The organism is Pantoea dispersa, assembly GCF_014155765.1.
Classification (GTDB): Bacteria; Pseudomonadota; Gammaproteobacteria; order Enterobacterales; family Enterobacteriaceae; genus Pantoea; species Pantoea dispersa.
Window position 1 is genome coordinate 54,501 of sequence record NZ_SCKT01000003.1, and the last position, 21,172, is coordinate 75,672.

21 protein-coding genes, 1 other RNA gene and 1 pseudogene are annotated in these 21,172 nt (G+C 55.7%); 14 read left to right on the forward strand and 9 right to left on the reverse strand.

The features are described 5' to 3' along the window. Nucleotides 1–13 precede the first annotated feature (13 nt). The 3 genes and pseudogenes from H7K56_RS10305 to smpB all read right to left on the reverse strand — a co-directional run bounded on the left by H7K56_RS10305 (nucleotide 14) and on the right by smpB (nucleotide 2,348). A pseudogene (locus H7K56_RS10305) lies at nucleotides 14–1,255 on the reverse strand (integrase). A gap of 203 nt (nucleotides 1,256–1,458) precedes the next feature. Beyond that, nucleotides 1,459–1,822, reverse strand: a transfer-messenger RNA (tmRNA) gene (gene ssrA, locus H7K56_RS10310). A gap of 43 nt (nucleotides 1,823–1,865) precedes the next feature. After that, nucleotides 1,866–2,348, reverse strand: a complete 483-nt coding sequence (gene smpB / locus H7K56_RS10315) for an SsrA-binding protein SmpB (RefSeq protein WP_021506506.1) — start codon at nucleotides 2,346–2,348, stop codon at nucleotides 1,866–1,868. A 159-nt stretch (nucleotides 2,349–2,507) separates the two neighbouring features. Here smpB and H7K56_RS10320 point away from each other — a divergent pair, with 159 nt between their 5' ends. Both H7K56_RS10320 and H7K56_RS10325 read left to right on the forward strand, forming a co-directional pair. Continuing rightward, on the forward strand, nucleotides 2,508–2,942 hold the full coding sequence (locus tag H7K56_RS10320; RefSeq protein WP_021506507.1) for a type II toxin-antitoxin system RatA family toxin: 435 nt from the start codon (nucleotides 2,508–2,510) through the stop codon (nucleotides 2,940–2,942). Next, nucleotides 2,935–3,225, forward strand: coding sequence for an RnfH family protein (locus tag H7K56_RS10325; protein ID WP_150360882.1), 291 nt, complete (start codon nucleotides 2,935–2,937; stop codon nucleotides 3,223–3,225). Before H7K56_RS10320 ends, H7K56_RS10325 begins: the two co-directional genes overlap by 8 nt. Nucleotides 3,226–3,276: 51 nt before the next feature. On the opposite strand, the gene bamE is transcribed toward H7K56_RS10325, so the two are convergent. The 3 genes from bamE to nadK all read right to left on the reverse strand — a co-directional run bounded on the left by bamE (nucleotide 3,277) and on the right by nadK (nucleotide 6,434). Further along, nucleotides 3,277–3,624, reverse strand: coding sequence for an outer membrane protein assembly factor BamE (gene bamE / locus H7K56_RS10330; protein ID WP_021506509.1), 348 nt, complete (start codon nucleotides 3,622–3,624; stop codon nucleotides 3,277–3,279). 184 nt (nucleotides 3,625–3,808) lie between these two features. Then, nucleotides 3,809–5,470, reverse strand: a complete 1,662-nt coding sequence (gene recN, locus H7K56_RS10335) for a DNA repair protein RecN (protein ID WP_150360881.1) — start codon at nucleotides 5,468–5,470, stop codon at nucleotides 3,809–3,811. A gap of 85 nt (nucleotides 5,471–5,555) precedes the next feature. Further along, on the reverse strand, nucleotides 5,556–6,434 hold the full coding sequence (gene nadK / locus H7K56_RS10340; RefSeq protein WP_058758272.1) for an NAD(+) kinase: 879 nt from the start codon (nucleotides 6,432–6,434) through the stop codon (nucleotides 5,556–5,558). 122 nt (nucleotides 6,435–6,556) lie between these two features. Between nadK and grpE the strand changes: the two genes are divergently transcribed. Then, nucleotides 6,557–7,135 (forward strand): nucleotide exchange factor GrpE, encoded by a 579-nt coding sequence (gene grpE / locus H7K56_RS10345; RefSeq protein ID WP_031279366.1) that lies wholly within the window; start codon nucleotides 6,557–6,559, stop codon nucleotides 7,133–7,135. 45 nt (nucleotides 7,136–7,180) lie between these two features. On the opposite strand, the gene ung is transcribed toward grpE, so the two are convergent. Next, the gene (gene ung, locus H7K56_RS10350; RefSeq protein ID WP_058775636.1) at nucleotides 7,181–7,858 is read right to left on the reverse strand and encodes a uracil-DNA glycosylase; all 678 of its coding nucleotides are present in this window, start codon (nucleotides 7,856–7,858) and stop codon (nucleotides 7,181–7,183) included. 263 nt (nucleotides 7,859–8,121) lie between these two features. Between ung and grcA the strand changes: the two genes are divergently transcribed. Beyond that, nucleotides 8,122–8,505: an autonomous glycyl radical cofactor GrcA gene (grcA, locus tag H7K56_RS10355; protein ID WP_021506514.1), complete on the forward strand. Its 384-nt coding sequence runs from the start codon at nucleotides 8,122–8,124 to the stop codon at nucleotides 8,503–8,505. 186 nt (nucleotides 8,506–8,691) lie between these two features. Here the strand turns inward: grcA and srmB are convergent, their stop codons facing one another. Continuing rightward, entirely contained in the window at nucleotides 8,692–10,020 is a 1,329-nt protein-coding gene (srmB, locus tag H7K56_RS10360) for an ATP-dependent RNA helicase SrmB (RefSeq protein ID WP_021506515.1), read from the reverse strand. Between the two features lie 137 nt (nucleotides 10,021–10,157). Between srmB and trmN the strand changes: the two genes are divergently transcribed. Further along, on the forward strand, nucleotides 10,158–10,907 hold the full coding sequence (trmN, locus tag H7K56_RS10365; protein WP_150360880.1) for a tRNA(1)(Val) (adenine(37)-N(6))-methyltransferase TrmN: 750 nt from the start codon (nucleotides 10,158–10,160) through the stop codon (nucleotides 10,905–10,907). On the opposite strand, the gene nadB is transcribed toward trmN, so the two are convergent. After that, nucleotides 10,904–12,511 (reverse strand): L-aspartate oxidase, encoded by a 1,608-nt coding sequence (gene nadB / locus H7K56_RS10370; protein ID WP_059009950.1) that lies wholly within the window; start codon nucleotides 12,509–12,511, stop codon nucleotides 10,904–10,906. The genes trmN and nadB overlap by 4 nt on opposite strands. A gap of 442 nt (nucleotides 12,512–12,953) precedes the next feature. Here nadB and rpoE point away from each other — a divergent pair, with 442 nt between their 5' ends. The 9 genes from rpoE to recO all read left to right on the forward strand — a co-directional run bounded on the left by rpoE (nucleotide 12,954) and on the right by recO (nucleotide 21,123). Next, nucleotides 12,954–13,532, forward strand: a complete 579-nt coding sequence (gene rpoE / locus H7K56_RS10375; protein WP_010617748.1) for an RNA polymerase sigma factor RpoE — start codon at nucleotides 12,954–12,956, stop codon at nucleotides 13,530–13,532. 27 nt (nucleotides 13,533–13,559) lie between these two features. After that, the gene (rseA, locus tag H7K56_RS10380; protein ID WP_150360879.1) at nucleotides 13,560–14,216 is read left to right on the forward strand and encodes an anti-sigma-E factor RseA; all 657 of its coding nucleotides are present in this window, start codon (nucleotides 13,560–13,562) and stop codon (nucleotides 14,214–14,216) included. Then, nucleotides 14,216–15,172 (forward strand): sigma-E factor regulatory protein RseB, encoded by a 957-nt coding sequence (gene rseB, locus H7K56_RS10385; RefSeq protein WP_031279374.1) that lies wholly within the window; start codon nucleotides 14,216–14,218, stop codon nucleotides 15,170–15,172. The genes rseA and rseB overlap by 1 nt, the downstream gene beginning before the upstream one ends. Beyond that, on the forward strand, nucleotides 15,169–15,633 hold the full coding sequence (rseC, locus tag H7K56_RS10390) for a SoxR-reducing system protein RseC (protein WP_021506520.1): 465 nt from the start codon (nucleotides 15,169–15,171) through the stop codon (nucleotides 15,631–15,633). The genes rseB and rseC overlap by 4 nt, the downstream gene beginning before the upstream one ends. 218 nt (nucleotides 15,634–15,851) lie before the next feature. Next, on the forward strand, nucleotides 15,852–17,651 hold the full coding sequence (gene lepA, locus H7K56_RS10395) for a translation elongation factor 4 (RefSeq protein ID WP_058758277.1): 1,800 nt from the start codon (nucleotides 15,852–15,854) through the stop codon (nucleotides 17,649–17,651). Nucleotides 17,652–17,660: 9 nt separating this feature from the next. Next, complete coding sequence (gene lepB, locus H7K56_RS10400; protein WP_021506522.1) at nucleotides 17,661–18,632, forward strand: signal peptidase I; 972 nt, start codon at nucleotides 17,661–17,663, stop codon at nucleotides 18,630–18,632. A gap of 118 nt (nucleotides 18,633–18,750) precedes the next feature. Next, nucleotides 18,751–19,431: a ribonuclease III gene (gene rnc, locus H7K56_RS10405; RefSeq protein WP_021506523.1), complete on the forward strand. Its 681-nt coding sequence runs from the start codon at nucleotides 18,751–18,753 to the stop codon at nucleotides 19,429–19,431. 48 nt (nucleotides 19,432–19,479) lie between these two features. Next, entirely contained in the window at nucleotides 19,480–20,382 is a 903-nt protein-coding gene (gene era / locus H7K56_RS10410; protein WP_058758278.1) for a GTPase Era, read from the forward strand. 3 nt (nucleotides 20,383–20,385) lie between these two features. Further along, a complete protein-coding gene (gene recO, locus H7K56_RS10415; RefSeq protein WP_021506525.1) occupies nucleotides 20,386–21,123 on the forward strand; it encodes a DNA repair protein RecO in 738 nt (245 codons plus the stop codon). The last annotated feature ends 49 nt before the right edge of the window (nucleotides 21,124–21,172 follow it).

The window sequence follows — 21,172 nt, forward strand, 5'->3', positions numbered from 1 at the left end:
TAGGAAATTCACATCAACCAACTAACCGCATTTCTTTCATCCCGCCGTCAATCATACTTCCACGTTCTGCCGCCATCACGAAATCTGCCCACCACTGCATCATAGGACGACGTTGCTCAAGGTAATCACTGCGGTTATAAGCACGACGTACCTCATTCTTGTCTACATGAGCCAGTGCTGCTTCAATGACATCAGGCGGAAATCCTTCCTCATTGAGTGCCGTACTAGCGATAGAACGTAAACCGTGTGATACGAGTACGCCTCCTAAGCCAGCACGCTTGAGTGCTGCATTCACTGTTTGGCTGTTCATTGGCTGGGTTGGTTTGATGCGACTGGGAAAGATAAATTCTCGACCACCGCTAAGAGACTTCATCATTTCCAGAATAGCTAGAGCCCCATCAGATAATGGAACCGTATGATCTCGGTTCATTTTCATTCGAGCCGCAGGAATTCTCCATTCGTTGGCATCAAAATCGATCTCATCCCATCGAGCTTCAGCGGCTTCTGCAGGGCGAGTGATGGTTAGAAGCTGCCACATAAACAGGCATCGCGTGGGCAAACTTATACTTGCTGTACGCATCGTTTGCATTAATTGTGGTAGCTGATCCGGGCGGATACTTGGCATGTTTTTCTTTTGCGGTTTCTCGAATGCTTTCCCGATGTTTACGCTGGGAACCGCATCAATCAGACCTGTGTTCTGCGCATAAATCATGACTTCGTTAATACGCTGACAAAGGCGTCGGACTGTCTCTAATGCGCCTCTGGCCTGAACCGGCTGAACTGCTTTAACCAGAGTATGAGCCTTAATCTCAGTGACACTGATATCACCGATTGCTGGAAAAACATCTCTCTCAAGTGAGCGCCAGATATCGTCAGCATAGTCCTCTGTTACGCTGGCTTTCTTCACATTCCACTAACGCTCGGCAACTAACAGGAAAGTGTTGGTTATGGCCTCTTGAGAATTTCTTACCTGTTCTTTCTGATGTTCCTGCGGATCAATGTCTTTCGCCAGTAAAACTCGAGATTCAGCTCTGAGTTTACGCGCATCAGAAAGTGAGACGGCAGGGTAGGCACCGAAGCTCTGTTTGGTTCGCTGCTTGGTCAGAGGGCGATAGTAACGGAACTGCCAGAGCTTACTACCGCTGGCCTTGATTAGCAGAGTAAGCCCGTCGCCGTCATATAGCTGGTAATCGGCATCTTTAGGTTTGGCGGCTTTGATTTCCGTATCGGTTAACGGCTTAGTTTTTCTTGCCATGGGGAGTCTCCATGCTTTTAGGCCCAACGAAAACAATAGAGCTTTTCGTTGGGCCTATCAATGGGCCTAAAAGGTTCGGATTTAATTAGTTCTCTTCGGACTTCGCGGGACAAATTGAGGGCACAAAAAAGCCCGCAGGGCTTGCGCCGTGCGGGCTCTTAGGACTTCATCGGATGACTCTGGTAATCACCGATGGAGAATTTTGGTGGAGCTGGCGGGAGTTGAACCCGCGTCCGAAATTCCTACATCCTCGGTACTACATGCTTAGTCTGGTCTTTACATTCGCTTGCCAGCTGCGGACAGACACGCCACTAACAAACTAGCCTGATTAGTTTTAACGCTTCAACCCCAGGCAGGGCATCCACGCGATCTCTTTTAGGTTTGACCTCTCTTGATCCCCGTCCTAAGAGCGGAGGCTAGGGAGAGAGGGCTCTAAGCAGGTTATTAAGCTGCTAAAGCGTAGTTTTCGTCGTTTGCGACTATTTTTTGCGGTTTTTTAGCGAGGCCTACCGCACCTCGGCATGCACCTTGGGTTTCGCGAATCCCGTCGAATCCAGAATCAGCCCCAAGACTTCTTACTCTAGCAAAAAATTATAAAAGATTCCAGTGGTTAACGGCTGGCATTCTTCATAATTCGTGCTTTATCCATCTTCCACTCGCGATCTTTGATGTCCGCGCGCTTGTCGTGTTCTTTCTTACCGCGTGCCACGCCAATCTTCAGCTTGGCCCAGGCGTTTTTCCAGTACAGCGACAGCGCGACCACGGTGTAACCTTCGCGATTAACACGGCCGTACAGGGAATCCAGTTCACGCTGGTTCAACAGCAGCTTGCGGTTGCGCGTGGGATCGCACACCACGTGGCTTGATGCCACCGCCAGCGGCTGAAAAGTGGAACCGAACAGATAGGCTTCGCCATCGCGCAGCAAAATATAGCTGTCGCTGATGTTGGCTTTACCGGCGCGCAGTGATTTGACTTCCCATCCTTGCAACGCCATGCCGGCCTCGAACTCTTCTTCAATGAAGTATTCATGGCGAGCGCGTTTGTTGAGGGCAATAGTGGCTGAACCGGGTTTGTGAGCTTTTTTCTTTGTCATAGTGCGGCGTAGTCTACATCACTCAGTCTGTGGGCGCATCCCCTGTCCTGCGGGGCGGTAAAAAACACACTATTTTAGCACAGCTGGCAAAGGCGTGAATTTTTGTTTAGTAGCTTAAAATGGTATAATTCAACGGTTTTGTGACCAACAGGAACCATTATGGCCCAGATTAGCCGTTCAGCGCTGGTCCCGTATAGCGCTGAGCAGATGTACCGGCTCGTGAATGATGTGGATGCTTATCCTGAATTTCTTCCGGGCTGTACCGGCAGCCGCGTGCTGGATAACAGCGGTAACCAGATGACCGCCGCGGTGGATGTCTCCAAAGCCGGCATCAGTAAAACCTTTACCACGCGTAACACCCTGACCGATAACCAGAGCATTCATATGCAGCTGGTCGATGGGCCGTTCCGCAAGCTGACCGGTGGCTGGAAATTTATCTCGCTCGGCGACGATGCCTGCAAGGTTGAGCTTAGCCTCGACTTTGAATTCACCAACATGCTGGTCGAGATGGCGTTTGGCCGCATCTTCAAAGAGCTGGCCAACAGCATGGTTCAGGCGTTTACCCAGCGCGCCAAAGAGGTTTACCGTGGCTGATATCAGCGTTGAAGTGGTGTATGCGCTACCGGATAAACAGTATCTGCGTGAGGTTAGCCTGGAAGAGGGCGCGACGGTTGAGCAGGCGATTCAGGCATCCGGACTGCTGACGCTGCGCAAAGATATCGACCTGAGCAGCAACAAAGTCGGCATTTTCAGCCGTCCGGTCAAGCTGAGCGATACGCTGCAGGATGGCGATCGGGTAGAGATTTATCGCCCGCTGCTTGCTGATCCAAAAGAGATGCGCCGGCAGCGGGCAGAGCGGGCGGCAACGAAAAAGTAAGTGTACAGGCACTAAAAAAGGCGCTCAGGCGCCTTTTTTGTTGCGGCTCACTCAGTCTTCAGTGCCGGTGAGGCGCGGTTTGTTATCGATGTTCGTCAGCGTACCGTTGCTGTCAAAGGTCAGCGTCAGCGTCTGCTGCTTCACGCTCTCATGACCTGGCTCCTGACGGAACACGTAATACCACACGTTGCTGCCAAACGGGTCGTGCATCATCGGCGTACCGAGCGTGTAAGCAACCTGCTGCTGCGTCATGCCGGTGTGAATCTTCGAAACGTCGTTGGCGACCAGGTAATTCCCCTGATTGATATCCGGACGATACACAACGCGCTCAAGGGTGGAACATCCGGCGGTCATCATCAACATTACCACTGCCGCGGCAGTCAGCGTTTTACAGCGCATCTATACATTCCTTTTCTGGGGCCAAACGCCTTTCATCAGGCAGTTTTGTTGCCATCAAATTCTGAACTCTGCATACGGCAGGCTTTATTATGGCGATATGACTGCCGATGATAATAAACCTTTGAGCTATTGGAAACCTCTACAGAGCAAGCATATGACCACCAGGCCGCAAAAAAGTGCGGTGTCAGGCTGCTAAAAGTTCTTTTGCGTTCGCCAGCGTATTGCGTGTGACTTCGCTGCCGCCAAGCAGGCGTGCCAGTTCCTGCAGACGCGCACGCTTATCCAGCTGCTGCATGTGGGTTTCAGTCATCGCACCATCGGTCTCTTTGCTGACGAAGAAGTGCTGATGACCACAGCCCGCCACCTGCGGCAGGTGAGTCACGCACATCACCTGAGTCGACTCGCCCAGCTGGCGCAGCATCTGGCCAACGACAGCGGCCGTCGGACCGCTGATACCGACGTCAACCTCATCGAAAATCATCGCCGGAGTTTCCATTTTCTGTGCGGTGATCACCTGAATCGCCAGCGCAATACGCGACAGTTCACCCCCTGAGGCCACTTTACCCAGCGGCTGTAGCGGCTGGCCCGGGTTGGTGGTGACACGGAAATCAATACGGCTGGCGCCTTCGGCCGTCAGCTGATCGGCGTTGAATTCCAGCATGATGGCAAACTCACCGTGCGGCATGGCGAGGGTGCGCATGCTTTGCGTAATCAGCTGGCTCAACTCCTGCGCCGAGGTGACGCGTTGCTGATGCAGGGCTTCGGCACAGGCCAGCGCGGCCTGATGATGAGCCACGACGTCGCTCTGCAGGCTTTCCTGATCGCTCTCCTGCTGCGACAGCTGTTCCGCTTCATCCAGCAGCTGCTGATACAGCCCCGGCAGCGCTTCTGGTGAAACATGGTGCTTGCGTGCCAGCGCAATCTGCCGCGACAGACGCTGCTCCAGCTCGTACAGGCGATTAGGATCCAGGTCGAGCCGTTCACAGTAGTGGCGCAGCTCATCGCTGGCTTCACTCAGCTGAATCGCGGCTTCTTCCAGCAGGTTAAATACGCCGCTGACTTTATCGTCCAGCGAGACCAGCTCACTCAGCATATTACGCGCGCTGTAGAGCAGGCTTTGCAGGTTGGTGTCATCGCTATCGGCAAGAATTTGCAGCGCCTGCTGGCTGGTGGACAGCAGCTGACCGCTGTTCGCGAGGCGCTTGTACTCTTCATCAATCTGCTCAAACTCGCCTGGCTGCGGCGCAAACTCGTTGAGTTCTTTCAGCTGATACTGCAGCAGTTCGCGGCGGGCTTCACGCTCCTGCGACAGCTGCTGATGCTGTGCCAGCGCGCGGCAGCTGTGGTGCCAGCGCTGATAGTGCTGACGCATCTCCGCCAGCCGATCGTCGTGCGCGGCGTAGGCATCCAGCAGGTGTTTCTGGTGATCGGTTTTAAGCAGCAGCTGATGCGCATGCTGACCGTGGATTTGAATTAGTAACTGGCCGAGTTCGCGCAGCTGTGACAGCGGTACGGACGTGCCGTTGATAAAACCCCGTGAGCGGCCATCGGCACTGATCACGCGGCGCAACAGACATTCGTTGCCGTCGTCGAGCTGGTTCTCCGCCAGCCAGCGCTGGGCAGAGGGTGACGCTTTCAGCTGGAAGCGCGCGCAGATATCCGCGCGGCTGGCCCCCTGACGCACCATGTCTGCTTCAGCACGGCCGCCAAGGCACAGGCCCAGCGCATCAATCGCGATGGATTTTCCTGCGCCGGTTTCGCCGGTGATCGCTGTCATACCACGATGAAAGTCGATCTCCAGTTCACGAACGATAGCAAAATTACTGATGGTCAGTTGTGCCAGCATACAATCACCTGTATGTAAAAACAGATATGGTTTTTCATACAGTATAAACTGGTTTTTTATCCAGTAAAGTAGCCGGCAGGCCTTTTCAGAATAATTTTTTTGACCATCCGAGTTTTGAGCTTAAGGTATTAAAATAATTATAATTTTTGGGATGAATTAAATTGAGGTGATTGGCGCTGCGGCGAATCAGCACATCTTCCCCTTCCTGAATCGGCAGGGCGATCTGGCTGTCGCAGCTGATCTCCAGGTCGCTGCGCAGCGAGGAAAAACGCAGGCGAATGGTGCTGCTACTGTTGATCACCAGCGGACGCGCCGACAGCGTGTGCGGGAACATCGGCACCAGTGCAATCGCATCAAGTGACGGCGTTAATATCGGCCCGCCCGCCGAAAGCGAATAGGCGGTTGAACCGGTTGGCGTGGAGATAATCAGCCCGTCCGAGCGCTGGGAAAAGGCGAACACTTCGTCGATATAGACTTCAAATTCAATCATGTGCGCCACTTTGCCCGGATGCAGCACCACTTCATTGATGGCGCTGCCGATGCGCGGCGAACACTCTTCTTTGCATACCTGCGCTTCCAGCAAAAAGCGGCTTTCCACGAAATAATCGCCCTGCAGCACGTCATCCAGCTGCTGCTGCGCGTTATCCGGATCGAGGTCCGTGAGGAAGCCGAGATTGCCGCGGTTGATGCCAATCACTTTGATATCGTAACGAGCCAGCACACGCGCGGCGCCCAGCATGTTGCCATCGCCGCCGACCACCACCGCCAGATCGGCGTACTGGCCGATGTCCGCCAGGCTGCCGGTACGCACATCCTGCAGGTTCAGCTCGCGGGCGATTTGCTGTTCCACGATCACGTCATAGCCTTTGTCAGTCAGCCAGCGCCAGAGCATTTCATGGGTGGTTAACGCAGTGGGATGGCGCGGATGGCCGACGATCCCAATGCAGTTAAAGTGTTTGTTCATTTAGCGGGTGTTCCTCATAAGCCAAAACGGCCAGGCAATGTGATGGGTTCACTTGAAACCGTCAAACTGATCCCCATAATAAGCCAACCAGCGAGATGAATGTGCAAAACGCGGAGAAATTCATGAGTAGTAAAGAACAGAACACCCCAAACGAGCAAGTCTCAGACGAAATTCAACAGGAACAACAGCAGCCGGAAGCGGAGACAGCAACTGAGGTGGATCCGCGTGATGAGCGTATCGCCCAGCTGGAAGCGGAATTAGCGCAGGCGCAGGGTGGCGTGCGTGACGCCCAGCTGCGCGCGCAGGCTGAGATTGAAAATATCCGTCGCCGCGCCGAAATGGACGTGGAAAAAGCGCACAAGTTTGCGCTGGAAAAGTTTGCCAACGAACTGCTGCCGGTGATTGATAGCCTGGAGCGCGCGCTGGAAGTGGCGGATAAAGAGAACACCGAGCTGGCTTCGATGATTGAAGGCATCGAGCTGACGCTGAAATCACTGCTGGGTGCGGTGCGTAAATTCGGCGTGGAAGTGGTGGGCGAAACTAATGTGCCGTTCAACCCGGATGTGCATCAGGCGATGTCGATGATGGAGTCTGAAGAAGTGGCGCCAAACCACGTGCTGATGGTGATGCAGCGCGGTTACACCCTCAACGGTCGCCTGCTGCGTCCGGCAATGGTTGCGGTATCAAAAGCCAAAGGCTAAGCCGCTCCCATGCAACAACGGCCGCTGATGCGGCCGTTTGTGTTTTCAGGGCAGCACCGGCGTCCAGTCAATGGGCGTCTGGCCGGCCTGGCTCAGCAGCGCATTGGCTTTGGAAAAATGCTGACAGCCAAAAAAGCCGCGATGCGCCGATAGCGGCGAAGGATGCGGTGCTTTTAGTACGTGATGACGCTGCGCATCAATGATGCTGCCTTTCTTCTGCGCGTGCGATCCCCACAGCAGGAAAATCACCCCTTCGCGATGGGTGTTGATGGCGCTGATCACGTTGTCGGTAAAGGTTTCCCAGCCGAAACGCGCGTGCGAATGCGCTTTGCCGGCTTCCACGGTTAACACCGTATTCAGCAGCAGCACACCCTGTTTCGCCCAGCTTTCCAGAAAGCCGTGCTGCGGACGCTGAAAGCCAGGAATGTCCTGTTCCAGCTCTTTGTACATATTCAGCAGCGACGGCGGAATGGCCACGCCCGGCAGGACCGAGAACGCCAGGCCATGCGCCTGATTCGGGCCGTGGTACGGATCCTGGCCGAGGATCACCACTTTAATATCGCCCAGTTCGGTGAGACGGAACGCGTTGAACACGTCCTTTTGCGGCGGATAGACCGTCACGCCCGCCGCACGCTCTTCGGCTACCGCTTTTAGCGTTTCCACGAAGTAAGGTTTTTCTTTCTCTTCAGCCAGCACATCGTGCCAGGTCAGCTTCTCAGCCATCATTGACTCCCTGCAAATTGATGCCTTTAGCTTAGCGTGTCCGGCGGGGCAGCAGAAGGGTAAAAATAAGTTGAACAATTGCAGAAAAAGTTAATAGAAAAAGTTGTTATAAATCAATTTATTAAGTTGAAAGCAAAAATTGTGGCCGGACGAAATTGATACAGGTCAAAACGAGCCGGTCAGCGCGGTGATATACCAGAGCATCACATAATCCGAAGAACCGCGCTGTGCTCCTGCCGCAGCGCTAAGCCCTGGAGGCCTCTATGATTACCGGTATTCAAATTACTCAGGCACAAAACCCGCAGCTGCTGAACTCGTTCTGGCTGCTGGACAATGAGAAAGCCGAAGCCCGCTGCCTGTGCGCAAAAGGCGATTTCACGGAAGATCAGGTTGTTGCAGTCAGCGACCTTGGCGAGATTGCTTACCGTGAAATTCCACTGGAGCAGAAACCGCAGGTGCGCGTGGAAGGCGGTCAGCACCTCAATGTTAACGTGCTGCGCCGTGAAACGCTGGAGGATGCGGTGAAGCATCCGGAAAAATATCCGCAGCTGACCATTCGCGTGTCGGGCTATGCGGTGCGCTTTAACGCGCTGACGCCAGAACAGCAGCGTGACGTTATCACCCGTACCTTTACCGAAAGCCTGTAATTGATCGACTGACGAAAACGCATACAGCAATACAAGCCGCGCCGGTGTTTACTGGCGCGGCTTTTTTTATTTCCTGAAGAGAGAAGAGGGCCGACTGAGGAATTTTACGCCGCGAAACTGCGATTTCAGCAGGCCAGAAAGCAAAAAATCGCCTCAGGGAGGCGATTTAATTGCCACGATGCTGTTTTATTCCGCACCGCTCTCCGGTGTGCTGCTGCCGCTTGGCTTGCGGCGTTTACCGATATTTTTAGTATCGCGGTGACGCTTCTTCACGCGTGGTTTCTCTTCTTCTTTCGCTTTCTTCTCTTTGCGCTTCTCAAGCGCCTTTTTCGACGGTTTACCGGTGACTTTAGCACTCGGTGCACGCGTTTCCGGACGCAGCTCATCGATTACGCGCGATTTCAGTGGTTCGTTGACGTAGCGGCTGATTTTACCCAGCAGCGGATGGTCATGTGCCTCTACCAGCGAGATCGCGGTACCTTTGCGTCCGGCGCGGCCGGTACGGCCAATGCGGTGCAGATAGACATCGGCGGTGCGCGGTAAGTCATAGTTGATGACGTGGGTGACGTTATCAATGTCGATACCGCGCGCGGCGACATCGGTCGCGACCAGCACGTTAACGCGACCGTCATTCAGGCGTTTGATCGCTTCGTTACGGTTAGCCTGCACCATTTCGCCTTCGAGGTAGCTGCTGCGCAGGCCGGCTTCGTGCATCCAGGTCACCAGCTCATGCAGGCGCTCACGTTTGCGTACGAACACGATGGCGCGCTTCACTTCCGGCTGCTTCAGCAGATGCACCAGCAGTTTGGTTTTGTGCTCAAGGTTGTCGGCGCGGTAATACCACTGCTGAATCTTCTTGCGCTCACTTTTGCTCGGATCGGCTTCAATCGCTACCGGATCGTTCAGCAGGCGCTCGGCGAAATCTTTGATGTTGTCGCCTTCCAGCGTGGCCGAGAACAGCAGCGTTTGTTTGCGCCAGCGCGTTTCACCGGCAATGGTCTCGATATCCTGCGCAAAGCCCATGTCCAGCATGCGGTCGGCTTCGTCCAGAATCAGCGTTTCTACCGCGCGGCAGTCAAAGTTCTCTTCTTTGATGTACTGCAGCAGACGGCCGGTGGTCGCGACCACGATGTCCTGATTTTCACTGAACACTTCCGCGTGGTTCATATAGGCCACGCCGCCGGTGATGGTGGCGATATCGAGATGGGTATGTTTGGCCAGCTCGCGCGCCTGGTCGGCAACCTGCATCGCCAGTTCACGCGTCGGCGTGAGGATCAGAATGCGCGGCGGCCCTGATTTTTTACGCGGGAAATCGAGCAGGTGCTGTAAAGCGGGCAGCAGGTAGGCTGCGGTTTTCCCCGTTCCGGTTGGTGCCGAACCCAGAACGTCACGGCCTTCCAGTGCGGCAGGAATGGCCTCAGCCTGAATGGCAGTCGGGCGCGTGAAGCCTTTATCCTGCAGGGCTTCCAGCAGGCTTTCGTCGAGTTCGAGTTCGGAGAATGTGGTTACGGTCATGGTCTACCTCAGTTTGGGGCGCTGATTATAGACAGTTCAGCCACAATCTTCATCTGTTTGTGTTGCACAGGTGAAGGTGAATTCACTTCGCGACCACGTTACACTTCCGGCAGGAGCAAATTCAATGGTCGTTAAGCATGTCTCAGCCGCAACCGCCAGCGCGGGCGATGTTAAGAAAAGATGGATTCACGTTTAAGCAATTTTTTGTCGCGCACGATCGCTGTGCCATGAAGGTCGGTACCGATGGGGTGCTGCTCGGCGCCTGGGCGCCGGTGGCAGGCGTACGGCGCATACTGGATATCGGCTGTGGCAGCGGTCTGATTGCGCTGATGCTGGCGCAGCGCACGCCGGATGACGTCAGTATCGATGCCGTCGAACTGGAGCGCAGCGCCGCCGCGCAGGCGCAGGAGAACGTCGCCGCGTCGCCGTGGGCGCATCGCATCGCGGTGCATGCGCAGGACATCGTCAGCTGGAGTGAGCAGGCAGAAAAACGCTACTCGCTGATTGTCAGCAATCCGCCGTTTTTCACCCCGGGTATGGCCTCGGCCAGCGTCGAGCGCGATACCGCGCGCAGCACGGCAACGCTTGATCATCCCACTCTGCTGCGCTGTGCGGCACAGCTGATTGAAGAAGAGGGGCTGTTTTGCGTGGTGCTGCCGGCGGATGCCGGCGAAAACCTGATTGCACTGGCGCGCGCCGAAGGCTGGCATCTGCGTTATCGCTATGATGTGGCACCTTACGCGCAGCGACCGCCGAACCGGCTGGTGCTGGGCTTTTCACCTGCCGCAGGCGAACTCGTGCAGGAGCGTCTCGCCATTCGTGATGAAGATAAAAGCTATTCGGCGGAATGGCTGAGCCTGGTAACCGATTTCTATCTGTTCCGCTAGGCTACCGGCTGCAGCACCGTTGGCTGTGCCTCGGGCAGCATATGCGGATAGTCGCGGGTGAAGTGCAGCCCGCGGCTCTCTTTGCGCGCCAGCGCACAGCGCACCATCAGCTCTGCCACCTGTACCAGATTGCGCAGCTCCAGCAGATTGTTGGAGAGGCGAAAATGCGCATAGTATTCATCTATTTCCTGCTGTAGCAGCGTAATGCGGCGCAGGGCGCGCTCCAGCCGCTTGGTGGTACGCACGATACCCATGTAGTCCCACATTAACAGCCGCAGCTCATGCCAGTTGTGCTGAATCACCACCCGTTCATCGGCATCGTCGACGCGGCTTTCATCCCACGCCGGCAGGTGATCGACGGCGTGCATCTGCGGCAGACGGCGCACAATATCTTCGGCCGCCGACCAGCCATACACCAGACACTCAAGCAGAGAGTTTGATGCCATGCGGTTAGCGCCGTGCAGGCCGGTGTAGCTGACCTCACCAATCGCATACAGCCCGTCGACATCGGTGCGACCATGCTGATCCACCATCACGCCGCCGCAGGTGTAATGCGCGGCCGGCACAATCGGAATCGGCTGCTGTGTCAGATCGAGGCCAAACGTCAGCAGCTTGTCATAAATCATCGGAAAGTGGGCACGCACAAAGCTGGCCGGCTGATGGCTGATGTCGAGATACATGCAGTCGACGCCCAGACGCTTCATTTCGTGATCGATCGCGCGCGCCACGATATCGCGCGGTGCCAGTTCGGCACGCGCATCGAAATCCGGCATAAAGCGCGAACCGTCCGGGCGCAATAGCCAGGCACCTTCGCCGCGCAGCGCTTCGGTCAGCAAAAAGTTTTGCGCCTGCGGATGAAACAGGCAGGTAGGGTGAAACTGATTGAACTCCAGATTAGCCACCCGGCAGCCGGCGCGCCACGCCATCGCGATGCCGTCGCCGGAAGCGACATCCGGATTAGTGGTGTACTGATATACCTTCGCCGCACCGCCGGTGGCCAGCACCACGCTGCGGGCGCGGCAGGTTTCAACCTGTTCGCGATTGCGATTCCAGATCCATGCGCCCACCACGCGCCGCGTTCCGGGCAGGCCAATTTTATCGGAGAGGATTAAATCCACCGCGTTGGCGCGCTCAATAACGCGAATATTGGGATGGCTGAGCGCCTGGCTGACCAGCGTGGTTTCGACCGCGCGCCCGGTGGCGTCGGCGCTGTGTAAAATACGGCGATGGCTGTGACCGCCTTCGCGCGTCAGGTGATAGCGCGCATTGCCGTTATCCTGTGGCTCGCGATCAAACGCCACGCCGTTATCGATCAGCCACTGTACGCACGGGCGCGCATTGCTGGCGATAAAATTCACCGTCTCACGATCACACAGGCCTGCGCCGGCAATCAGCGTATCTTCGACGTGTGATTCAATGCTGTCGTTTTCATCAAACACCGCCGCAATCCCGCCCTGTGCATACAGCGTGGAGCCTTCGCTAATCTGCGCTTTACTCAGCACCGTTACCTGATAATGCGGTGCCAGCCGCAGCGCCAGAGATAAACCGGCCGCGCCGCTGCCAACAATCAGTACATCACAGCTATGATCGGGAATGGGGTTCATGATGTTTAATTTACTAAACAAAAGGTCCCCCGAGCATAAGCCCGGACGCCGCTGGTGTGAAGTATTTTGAACAAAAAACGCGGGAAAATTCGACGCAATAATCAGATTGTAATGCGATTTCAGTAAGTTATGTCTGAAAATAAGCGATTAGTGTTTTTTATACCAAACACGCTGAAAATTCAGGGAATAAAGGTGAAAAATGCGGCGTCATAGGGTACTCTGCCAGCGATTATCGGTGCCGCTAACGACACCACCAGTGCGGTAAGTCGCTACACTGAAAGACCATTAACAACAACGATGTCAGGGCACCGGTACAGAAAATATCAGGTCGTGGTGAACTTCAGGCCAGAACGGGACTCTAAGCGCATGCTTGCTCACAATAAATGAGATGTGCTGGCAGTTCACTTACGCATAAAAGAGATTTGGGGAGACATTACCTCGGATGAGCGAGCAGTTAACGGATCAGGTTCTCGTTGAGCGGGTTCAGAAAGGAGATCAAAAGTCATTTAATTTACTGGTTATCCGATACCAGCATAAAGTGGCGAGCCTGGTTTCACGTTATGTCCCGTCAGGCGATGTGCCTGATGTGGTTCAGGAATCTTTCATTAAAGCGTATCGCGCACTGGAGTCGTTCCGGGGTGATAGCGCCTTTTACACGTGGCTGTACCGCATTGCGGTCAACACCGCGAAGAATTATCTGGTGGCTCAGGGGCGTCGGCCGCCGTCCAGCGATGTGGACGCGATTGACGCGGAAAATTTCGAAAGTGCGGGTGCGCTAAAAGAAATTTCGAACCCTGAGAACTTAATGTTGTCAGACGAACTGAAACAAATTGTTTTTCGGACGATTGAGGCGTTGCCTGAAGATCTGCGTATGGCCATCACCCTGCGGGAACTGGATGGTCTGAGTTACGAAGAGATCGCCGCCATCATGGATTGTCCGGTAGGTACCGTACGTTCACGTATCTTCCGGGCCCGGGAAGCCATTGATAATAAAGTTCAACCGCTTATCCAACGTCAGTGATAACGGCTACTGGAAGGGTACCAAAACATGCAGAAAGAAAAACTTTCCGCTTTAATGGATGGTGAAACTTTAGATAACGAGCTGCTGGCGTCGTTATCGAAGGATGCAGATCTACAAAAAAGCTGGGAGAGCTACCATCTGATCCGCGACACCCTGCGGGGCGATGTGGGCGAAGTGCTGCATTTTGATATCTCCGCACGCGTTGCTGCCGCGATCGAAAACGAGCCGGTGCGCAAAGTGACTTCGTTGATCCCGGAAGCACAGCCGGAGCCGTCGCGCTGGCATAAAATGCCGTTCTGGCGTCGCGGTGGCGGCTGGGTTGCTCAGGTCACGCAGATTGGTGTGGCGGCCTGTGTGTCGCTGGCGGTGATCGTCGGTGTGCAGCACTACAACAGCTCACCAGCGGGTAGTGCGACGGAAACCTCGGATGCACCAGCCTTTAATACCTTACCGATGATGGGTAAAGCGTCACCGGTCAGCCTGGGCGTGCCGTCTGATGCTTTTGACACCAACAGCTCAAATCAGCAGGTGCAGGAGCAGCGTCGCCGCGTGAATGCCATGCTGCAGGATTACGAACTGCAACGCCGTCTGCATGCCGATCAGGTGCAGTTTGAGAGCAATGCGCCGCAACAGGCGCAGGCTAACGTACCCGGAACTCAGTCGTTAGGAACTCAACAGCAGTAATGAAGCAGCTTTGGTGTGCCGTTAGCCTGCTGGCAGGCAGCCTGCTTTGGTCATCTACCGCCCCGGCGCAGACATCTGCGTCCGGGGCGTTGTTACAGCAGATGGAGCAGGCCAGCCAGAACCTCAACTACGAATTCGCCTATATCAATGTCTCACGTCTGGGCATTGAATCCCTGCGTTACCGCCATGCGGTCATCGACAATCGCGTATTCGCCCAGCTATTACAGATGGACGGACCGCGCCGTGAAGTGATCCAGCGCGGAAACGACATCAGCTATTTCGAACCAGGTCTCGATCCGTTCTCGCTGCCGGGCAACCACATCATTGATGCGCTGCCGGCGCTGATGTTCGCTGACTTCTCGCGCCTCGGCGATGCCTACGATTTTATTCCGGTAGGGCGTTCCCGCATGGCCGATCAGATGTGCGAAGTAGTGCGCATCGTGTCGCGTGACGGCACGCGTTACAGCTACGTGGTGTGGCTGGACGTCGATACCAAATTGCCGCTGCGGATTGATTTGCTGGATCGCGACGGTGAAACGCTGGAGCAGTTCCGCGTCATCAGTTTTGCCGTTGATGAAGGCGTGCGCAATCTGATGCAGGGGCTGGAAAAAGCCAATCTGCCGCCGTCGCTGTCGTTACCGGCGGGCGACAAAGTGCAGCTCAGCTGGCAGCCAGGCTGGTTACCGGCCGGCATGAAGCTGATTTCGCAAAGCCGGCGTGATATTCCGGCGATGAACAAAACCGTAGAATCCCGTCTGTACAGCGATGGCTTGTTCAGCTTCGCTATCAACATCACGCCTGCCGATAAAAGCAGTTCGCCACAGTCATTGCGCACTGGGCGTCGTACGGTGCAGACCGAAGTGCGCGATAATCGTGAAATTACCGTGGTGGGCGAATTGCCGCCGACCACTGCCAAACGTATCGCGGACAGCATAGATTCAGGTGCCACAAAATGATGAGAGAATGGGCCACCGTGGTGGCATGGAAAGAGGGCGTCGCTACTCTGCATTCGGAAGCGAAAACCTCCTGCAACAGTTGTTCAGCGCGCAAAGGCTGCGGCAGCCATGCGCTCAACCAACTGGGACCGAAAAACGCCCATGTGATGACCATCGCCAGTCCGGAGCCACTACAGCCGGGTCAGCGCATTGAGCTGGGCATTCGCGAAAGCAGCCTGCTCGGTTCTGCACTGCTGGTGTATATGACGCCACTGTTTGGTCTGTTCCTGGTCGCGGGCCTGTTCCAGATGCTGTTCCACAGCGACCTGGCGGCGGCCTGCGGTGCGCTGCTGGGTGGCGTTGGCGGCTTTATTGTTGCCAAAGGGGTTTCCAGCCGGTTTGGCGATCGCGAAGCGTTCCAGCCGGTGATTCTCAGCGTTGCGCTCCCGCCTGATGCGCTACGGGTGGAAAACCATAGTTGATCCCCGTTCAGGCCGCGTATTGCGCGGCCTTTTCATTTCGTCTTAATCGCTGAATTCTGTTGCGATTCCCCGCAGTTCCATTCTTTAACGCGCGGCGTTAACAGTGTAATATGCGTCGTCATTAATGAGGCTGACAGGGTTCCGGGTAAAGCTCACTTGCCTGAATGTGTCTGTGCTCACGTTTTCAACTGATTTTCTACGTGAAGATATTCATATAAATGAAGCACATACGAAATTTCTCCATTATCGCTCACATTGACCACGGCAAATCAACGCTCTCTGACCGTTTGATTCAGATTTGCGGTGGCCTGAGCGATCGTGAGATGGCGGCGCAGGTTCTGGATTCGATGGATCTGGAGCGCGAGCGCGGCATCACCATTAAAGCGCAGAGCGTTACGCTCGATTACCACGCGCCCAACGGTGAAACTTACCAGCTCAATTTTATCGACACCCCAGGCCATGTTGACTTCTCTTATGAAGTTTCCCGCTCGTTGGCGGCCTGTGAAGGGGCATTGCTGGTGGTTGATGCAGGTCAGGGCGTTGAAGCGCAGACCCTGGCGAACTGCTACACCGCCATGGAAATGGATCTGGAAGTGGTACCGGTACTGAACAAAATCGACCTGCCTGCGGCCGACCCGGAGCGCGTGGCGGAAGAGATTGAAGATATCGTCGGCATCGACGCCGCGGATGCGGTGCGTTGCTCGGCGAAAACCGGCGTCGGCGTACCGGATGTGCTGGAGCGTCTGGTGCGGGATATTCCGCCGCCGGAAGGTGATGCGGAAGGCCCACTGCAGGCGCTGATCATCGACTCCTGGTTTGATAACTACCTCGGTGTGGTGTCGCTGATCCGTATTAAAAACGGCACGCTGCGTAAAGGCGATAAAGTCAAGGTAATGAGTACCGGCCAGGTGTACAACGCTGACCGTCTCGGCATTTTCACGCCAAAACAAATTGACCGTACCGAGCTGAAGTGTGGCGAGGTAGGCTGGCTGGTGTGTGCCATCAAAGACATCCTCGGCGCCCCGGTGGGCGATACCCTGACGCTGCAGCGCAACCCTGCGGATAAAGCGCTGCCGGGCTTCAAAAAAGTGAAGCCGCAGGTGTATGCCGGTCTGTTCCCGGTAAGCTCTGACGACTACGAAGCTTTCCGTGATGCCTTAGGCAAGCTGAGCCTGAATGACGCCTCGCTGTTCTATGAGCCAGAGAGTTCCACCGCGCTGGGCTTTGGCTTCCGCTGTGGCTTCCTCGGCCTGCTGCACATGGAGATCATCCAGGAGCGTCTGGAGCGTGAATACGATCTCGACCTGATCACCACCGCGCCAACGGTTGTGTACGAAGTGGAAACCACTGACGGAGAAGTGGTGTACGTCGACAGCCCATCGAAGCTGCCGCCGCTGAATAATATTGCTGAACTGCGCGAACCGATCGCTGAGTGTCATATGCTGCTGCCGCAGGAGTTTCTGGGCAACGTTATTACGCTGTGTATCGAAAAACGCGGTGTGCAGACTAACATGGTTTACCACGGCAAACAGGTTGCGCTGACCTATGAGATTCCGATGGCAGAAGTGGTACTCGACTTCTTCGACCGTCTGAAATCAACGTCGCGCGGCTATGCGTCGCTGGACTATAACTTCAAACGTTTCCAGACCTCTGACATGGTGCGCGTCGACGTCCTGATTAACTCAGAACGCGTTGATGCGCTGGCGCTGATTACGCACCGTGATAACTCACAGTATCGTGGCCGCGAGCTGGTGGAGAAGATGAAAGATCTGATCCCGCGCCAGCAGTTCGATATTGCGATTCAGGCAGCAATCGGCAACCACATTATCGCTCGCTCAACAGTGAAACAGCTGCGTAAAAACGTCCTGGCGAAATGCTATGGCGGTGACGTCAGCCGTAAGAAAAAGCTGTTGCAGAAGCAGAAAGAAGGTAAGAAGCGAATGAAGCAGGTCGGCAACGTTGAGCTGCCGCAGGAAGCATTCCTTGCCATTCTGCATGTCGGTAAAGACAGCAAATAAGGAACTTTAATGGCTAACATGTTCGCCCTGATTCTGGTGATTGCCACTCTGTTAACCGGCATCATCTGGTGTATCGATCGCTTTAAGTGGGCCCCGGCGCGCCGGGCAAAGCAGGCGGCGGCACAGGCTCAGGCAGGTAATTCGCTCGACAGCAAAACGCTGGCCAAAGTGGCCGCGCAGCCGGGCTGGGTTGAAACCGCAGCGTCGGTGTTCCCGGTGCTGGCGGTGGTACTGATCGTGCGCTCGTTTATCTTCGAACCGTTTCAGATTCCTTCTGGCTCGATGATGCCGACGCTGCTGATTGGCGACTTCATCCTGGTGGAGAAATTTGCTTACGGCATCAAAGATCCGATCACGCAAACCACGCTGATCCCCACCGGCCATCCGCAGCGCGGAGATGTCGCGGTGTTCAAATACCCGAAAGATCCGAGCGTGGATTACATCAAGCGCGTGATCGGTCTGCCGGGCGACAAAGTGGTGTTTGATCCTTACAGCAAAACGTTGACCATCAACCCAGGCTGCGGTACGGGCAAGTGTGACACGGCGCTGCCGGTGACCTATACCAACATTGAGCCGAGCGATTTCATCCAGACCTTCAGCGGCTTTGATGGTAACGAAACCGGCAACGGTTTCTACCAGGTGCCGCAGGGCGAAACGCTGCGGGGCGGCCTGCGTCTTGGCACGCGCAAAGAGACGCTGGGCAACGTCACGCACGATATCCTGCTGGTGAACGAAGCGCAGAGCCAGGCGAGCATGTATTATCAGCAGCCGGGTCAGCCGCAGGCCACGTGGATTGTGCCGCAGGGGCAATACTTCATGATGGGCGATAACCGTGATAACAGCGCCGACAGCCGCTACTGGGGCTTTGTGCCCGAGAAGAATCTGGTCGGCAAAGCGGTTGCTATCTGGATGAGCTTTGAGAAACAGGAAGGACAGTGGCCGACCGGCGTGCGACTGAGTCGCATTGGCGGTATTCACTGATTTAAAAACGGTTGGCTTCCTGCGGGTCAGGGAGCCACTGCACACCAAACAGAACGTGCTGGACCTTCAGCCCTGTTTGGTATGCAGAGTCACAGACGCACAGAACAACTGGAATCGCATGAACCCCATCCTCATTAACAAGCTGCAGCGCAAACTGGGCTACACTTTTACTCATCCGGAATTACTGCAGCAGGCTCTGACTCACCGCAGCGCCAGCAGCAAACATAACGAGCGTCTTGAATTTCTTGGCGATTCTATCCTCAGCTATGTGATTGCCAACGCGCTGTATCACCGCTTCCCGCGCGTGGACGAAGGCGACATGAGCCGCATGCGTGCCACGCTGGTACGCGGCAACACGCTGGCCGAAATGGCGCGCGAGTTTGAGCTGGGCGAATGTCTGCGTCTGGGGCCGGGCGAGCTGAAAAGCGGCGGGTTCCGCCGGGAATCCATCCTTGCGGATACCGTAGAAGCGCTGATCGGCGGCATCTTCCTCGACAGCAACATTCAGACGGTCGAGAAGCTGATTCTCGACTGGTACCAGAATCGCCTTGAGCAGATCAGCCCGGGCGATAAGCAAAAAGATCCGAAAACGCGCCTGCAGGAGTATCTGCAGGGCCGTCATCTGCCGCTGCCGTCTTATCTGGTGGTACAGGTGCGTGGCGAAGCGCACGATCAGGAATTCACCATTCACTGTCAGGTGAGTGGGATGGCTGAACCGGTGGTGGGCGTGGGCTCGAGCCGCCGTAAAGCAGAGCAGGCCGCCGCCGAACAGGCGTTAATCAAGCTCGGCCTCGAATAAATTGTCATTTCGCAGCCTCAGCAGTGAGGCTGCCCAATCAGGACCCGAATGAGCGAACTCGAAACATACAGCGGCTTTATCGCGATTGTCGGCCGGCCTAACGTCGGCAAATCCACCTTACTGAACCAGCTGCTGGGGCAGAAGGTGTCGATCACCTCGCGCAAGCCGCAAACCACGCGCCACCGCATCATGGGTATTCATACCGAAGGCGCTTATCAGGCGATCTACGTGGATACACCCGGCCTGCACATGGAAGAGAAGCGGGCGATCAACCGCCTGATGAACCGTGCTGCCAGCAGCTCCATCGGTGACGTTGAGCTGGTAATTTTTGTGGTGGAAGGCACGCGCTGGACGCCTGACGATGAGATGGTGCTGAACAAGCTGCGTGACGGCAAAGTGCCGGTGGTGCTGGCGGTAAACAAAGTCGACAACATCCAGGATAAAAGCATCCTGCTGCCGCACCTGCAGTTCCTCAGCCAGCAGATGAACTTCCTCGAGATCGTGCCGATCTCCGCCGAAACCGGTAAAAACGTGGATGCGATTGCGGAGATCGCCCGCAAGCGCCTGCCGCTGTCGGATCACCACTTCCCGGAAGACTACATCACCGATCGCTCGCAGCGTTTCATGGCTTCAGAAATCATCCGTGAAAAACTGATGCGCTTCCTCGGCGCCGAGTTACCGTATTCGGTAACTGTGGAGATCGAGCAGTTTGTCTCTAACGAGCGCGGCGGCTATGACATCAACGGTTTGATTCTGGTCGAGCGCGAAGGGCAGAAGAAGATGGTGATTGGCAACAAAGGTGCCAAAATCAAAACCATCGGTATCGAAGCGCGTAAAGATATGGAAGAGATGTTCGAGGCGAAAGTCCATCTCGAGCTGTGGGTCAAAGTGAAATCGGGCTGGGCGGACGACGAACGTGCGCTGCGCAGCCTGGGTTATACAGACGACTAATTGATGGAAGGCTGGCAACGCGCCTTTGTGCTGCATAGTCGCCCTTACAGCGAAACCAGCCTGCTGCTCGACCTGTTCAGCGAAAGTCAGGGACGCGTCCGCGTCCTTGCCAAAGGCGCACGCTCGCGCCGTTCCCAGCTTAAAGGCGCACTGCAACCCTTCACACCGCTACTGGTGCGCTGGGGCGGCCGTGGCGAAGTCAAAACTCTGCGTAACGCCGAAGCGGTGTCGCTGGCGCTGCCGCTCAGCGGCATCACGCTCTACTGCGGCCTGTATGTTAACGAGCTGCTGTCGCGGGTGCTGGAGCAGGAAATCCCGTTCTCCGAACTGTTCTTCGATTATCTCTCCTGTATCCAGACGCTGGCGGCGGCCAACGGTTCGCCCGAGCCAGCGCTGCGCCGTTTTGAGCTGGCACTGCTGGGCCACCTGGGCTACGGCGTCGACTTTCTGCACTGCGCCGGCAGCGGCGAGGCGGTCGACGACGGTATGACTTACAGCTATCGCGAAGAGAAAGGCTTTATCGCCAGTCTGGTGGTCAATCAGCGCAGTTTCACCGGCCGCCAGCTGCGCGCGCTGTGGGAGCGCGAATTTCCCGATGCCGATACGCTGCGTGCCGCCAAACGCTTCACGCGCATGGCGCTGAAACCTTATCTGGGCGGTAAGCCGCTGAAGAGTCAGGAGCTGTTCCGTCAGTTTGTGCCGAAAAAACGACCGAACGTGGCAAACGACGAGCGCGGGTGATGCACCTGACAGGCTCCGCGCGTTACACTGCAAACATACTGAACACATT

Excerpts from the sequence above, each read along its gene's own strand:
- smpB (WP_021506506.1), bottom strand. The coding sequence starts at position 2,348 with ATGACAAAGAAAAAAGCTCACAAACCCGGTTCAGCCACTATTGCCCTC.
- H7K56_RS10320 (WP_021506507.1), top strand. The coding sequence starts at position 2,508 with ATGGCCCAGATTAGCCGTTCAGCGCTGGTCCCGTATAGCGCTGAGCAG.
- bamE (WP_021506509.1), bottom strand. The coding sequence starts at position 3,624 with ATGCGCTGTAAAACGCTGACTGCCGCGGCAGTGGTAATGTTGATGATG.
- recN (WP_150360881.1), bottom strand. The coding sequence starts at position 5,470 with ATGCTGGCACAACTGACCATCAGTAATTTTGCTATCGTTCGTGAACTG.
- nadK (WP_058758272.1), bottom strand. The coding sequence starts at position 6,434 with ATGAACAAACACTTTAACTGCATTGGGATCGTCGGCCATCCGCGCCAT.
- grpE (WP_031279366.1), top strand. The coding sequence starts at position 6,557 with ATGAGTAGTAAAGAACAGAACACCCCAAACGAGCAAGTCTCAGACGAA.
- ung (WP_058775636.1), bottom strand. The coding sequence starts at position 7,858 with ATGGCTGAGAAGCTGACCTGGCACGATGTGCTGGCTGAAGAGAAAGAA.
- grcA (WP_021506514.1), top strand. The coding sequence starts at position 8,122 with ATGATTACCGGTATTCAAATTACTCAGGCACAAAACCCGCAGCTGCTG.
- srmB (WP_021506515.1), bottom strand. The coding sequence starts at position 10,020 with ATGACCGTAACCACATTCTCCGAACTCGAACTCGACGAAAGCCTGCTG.
- trmN (WP_150360880.1), top strand. The coding sequence starts at position 10,158 with ATGTCTCAGCCGCAACCGCCAGCGCGGGCGATGTTAAGAAAAGATGGA.
- nadB (WP_059009950.1), bottom strand. The coding sequence starts at position 12,511 with ATGAACCCCATTCCCGATCATAGCTGTGATGTACTGATTGTTGGCAGC.
- rpoE (WP_010617748.1), top strand. The coding sequence starts at position 12,954 with ATGAGCGAGCAGTTAACGGATCAGGTTCTCGTTGAGCGGGTTCAGAAA.
- rseA (WP_150360879.1), top strand. The coding sequence starts at position 13,560 with ATGCAGAAAGAAAAACTTTCCGCTTTAATGGATGGTGAAACTTTAGAT.
- rseB (WP_031279374.1), top strand. The coding sequence starts at position 14,216 with ATGAAGCAGCTTTGGTGTGCCGTTAGCCTGCTGGCAGGCAGCCTGCTT.
- rseC (WP_021506520.1), top strand. The coding sequence starts at position 15,169 with ATGATGAGAGAATGGGCCACCGTGGTGGCATGGAAAGAGGGCGTCGCT.
- lepA (WP_058758277.1), top strand. The coding sequence starts at position 15,852 with ATGAAGCACATACGAAATTTCTCCATTATCGCTCACATTGACCACGGC.
- lepB (WP_021506522.1), top strand. The coding sequence starts at position 17,661 with ATGGCTAACATGTTCGCCCTGATTCTGGTGATTGCCACTCTGTTAACC.
- rnc (WP_021506523.1), top strand. The coding sequence starts at position 18,751 with ATGAACCCCATCCTCATTAACAAGCTGCAGCGCAAACTGGGCTACACT.
- era (WP_058758278.1), top strand. The coding sequence starts at position 19,480 with ATGAGCGAACTCGAAACATACAGCGGCTTTATCGCGATTGTCGGCCGG.
- recO (WP_021506525.1), top strand. The coding sequence starts at position 20,386 with ATGGAAGGCTGGCAACGCGCCTTTGTGCTGCATAGTCGCCCTTACAGC.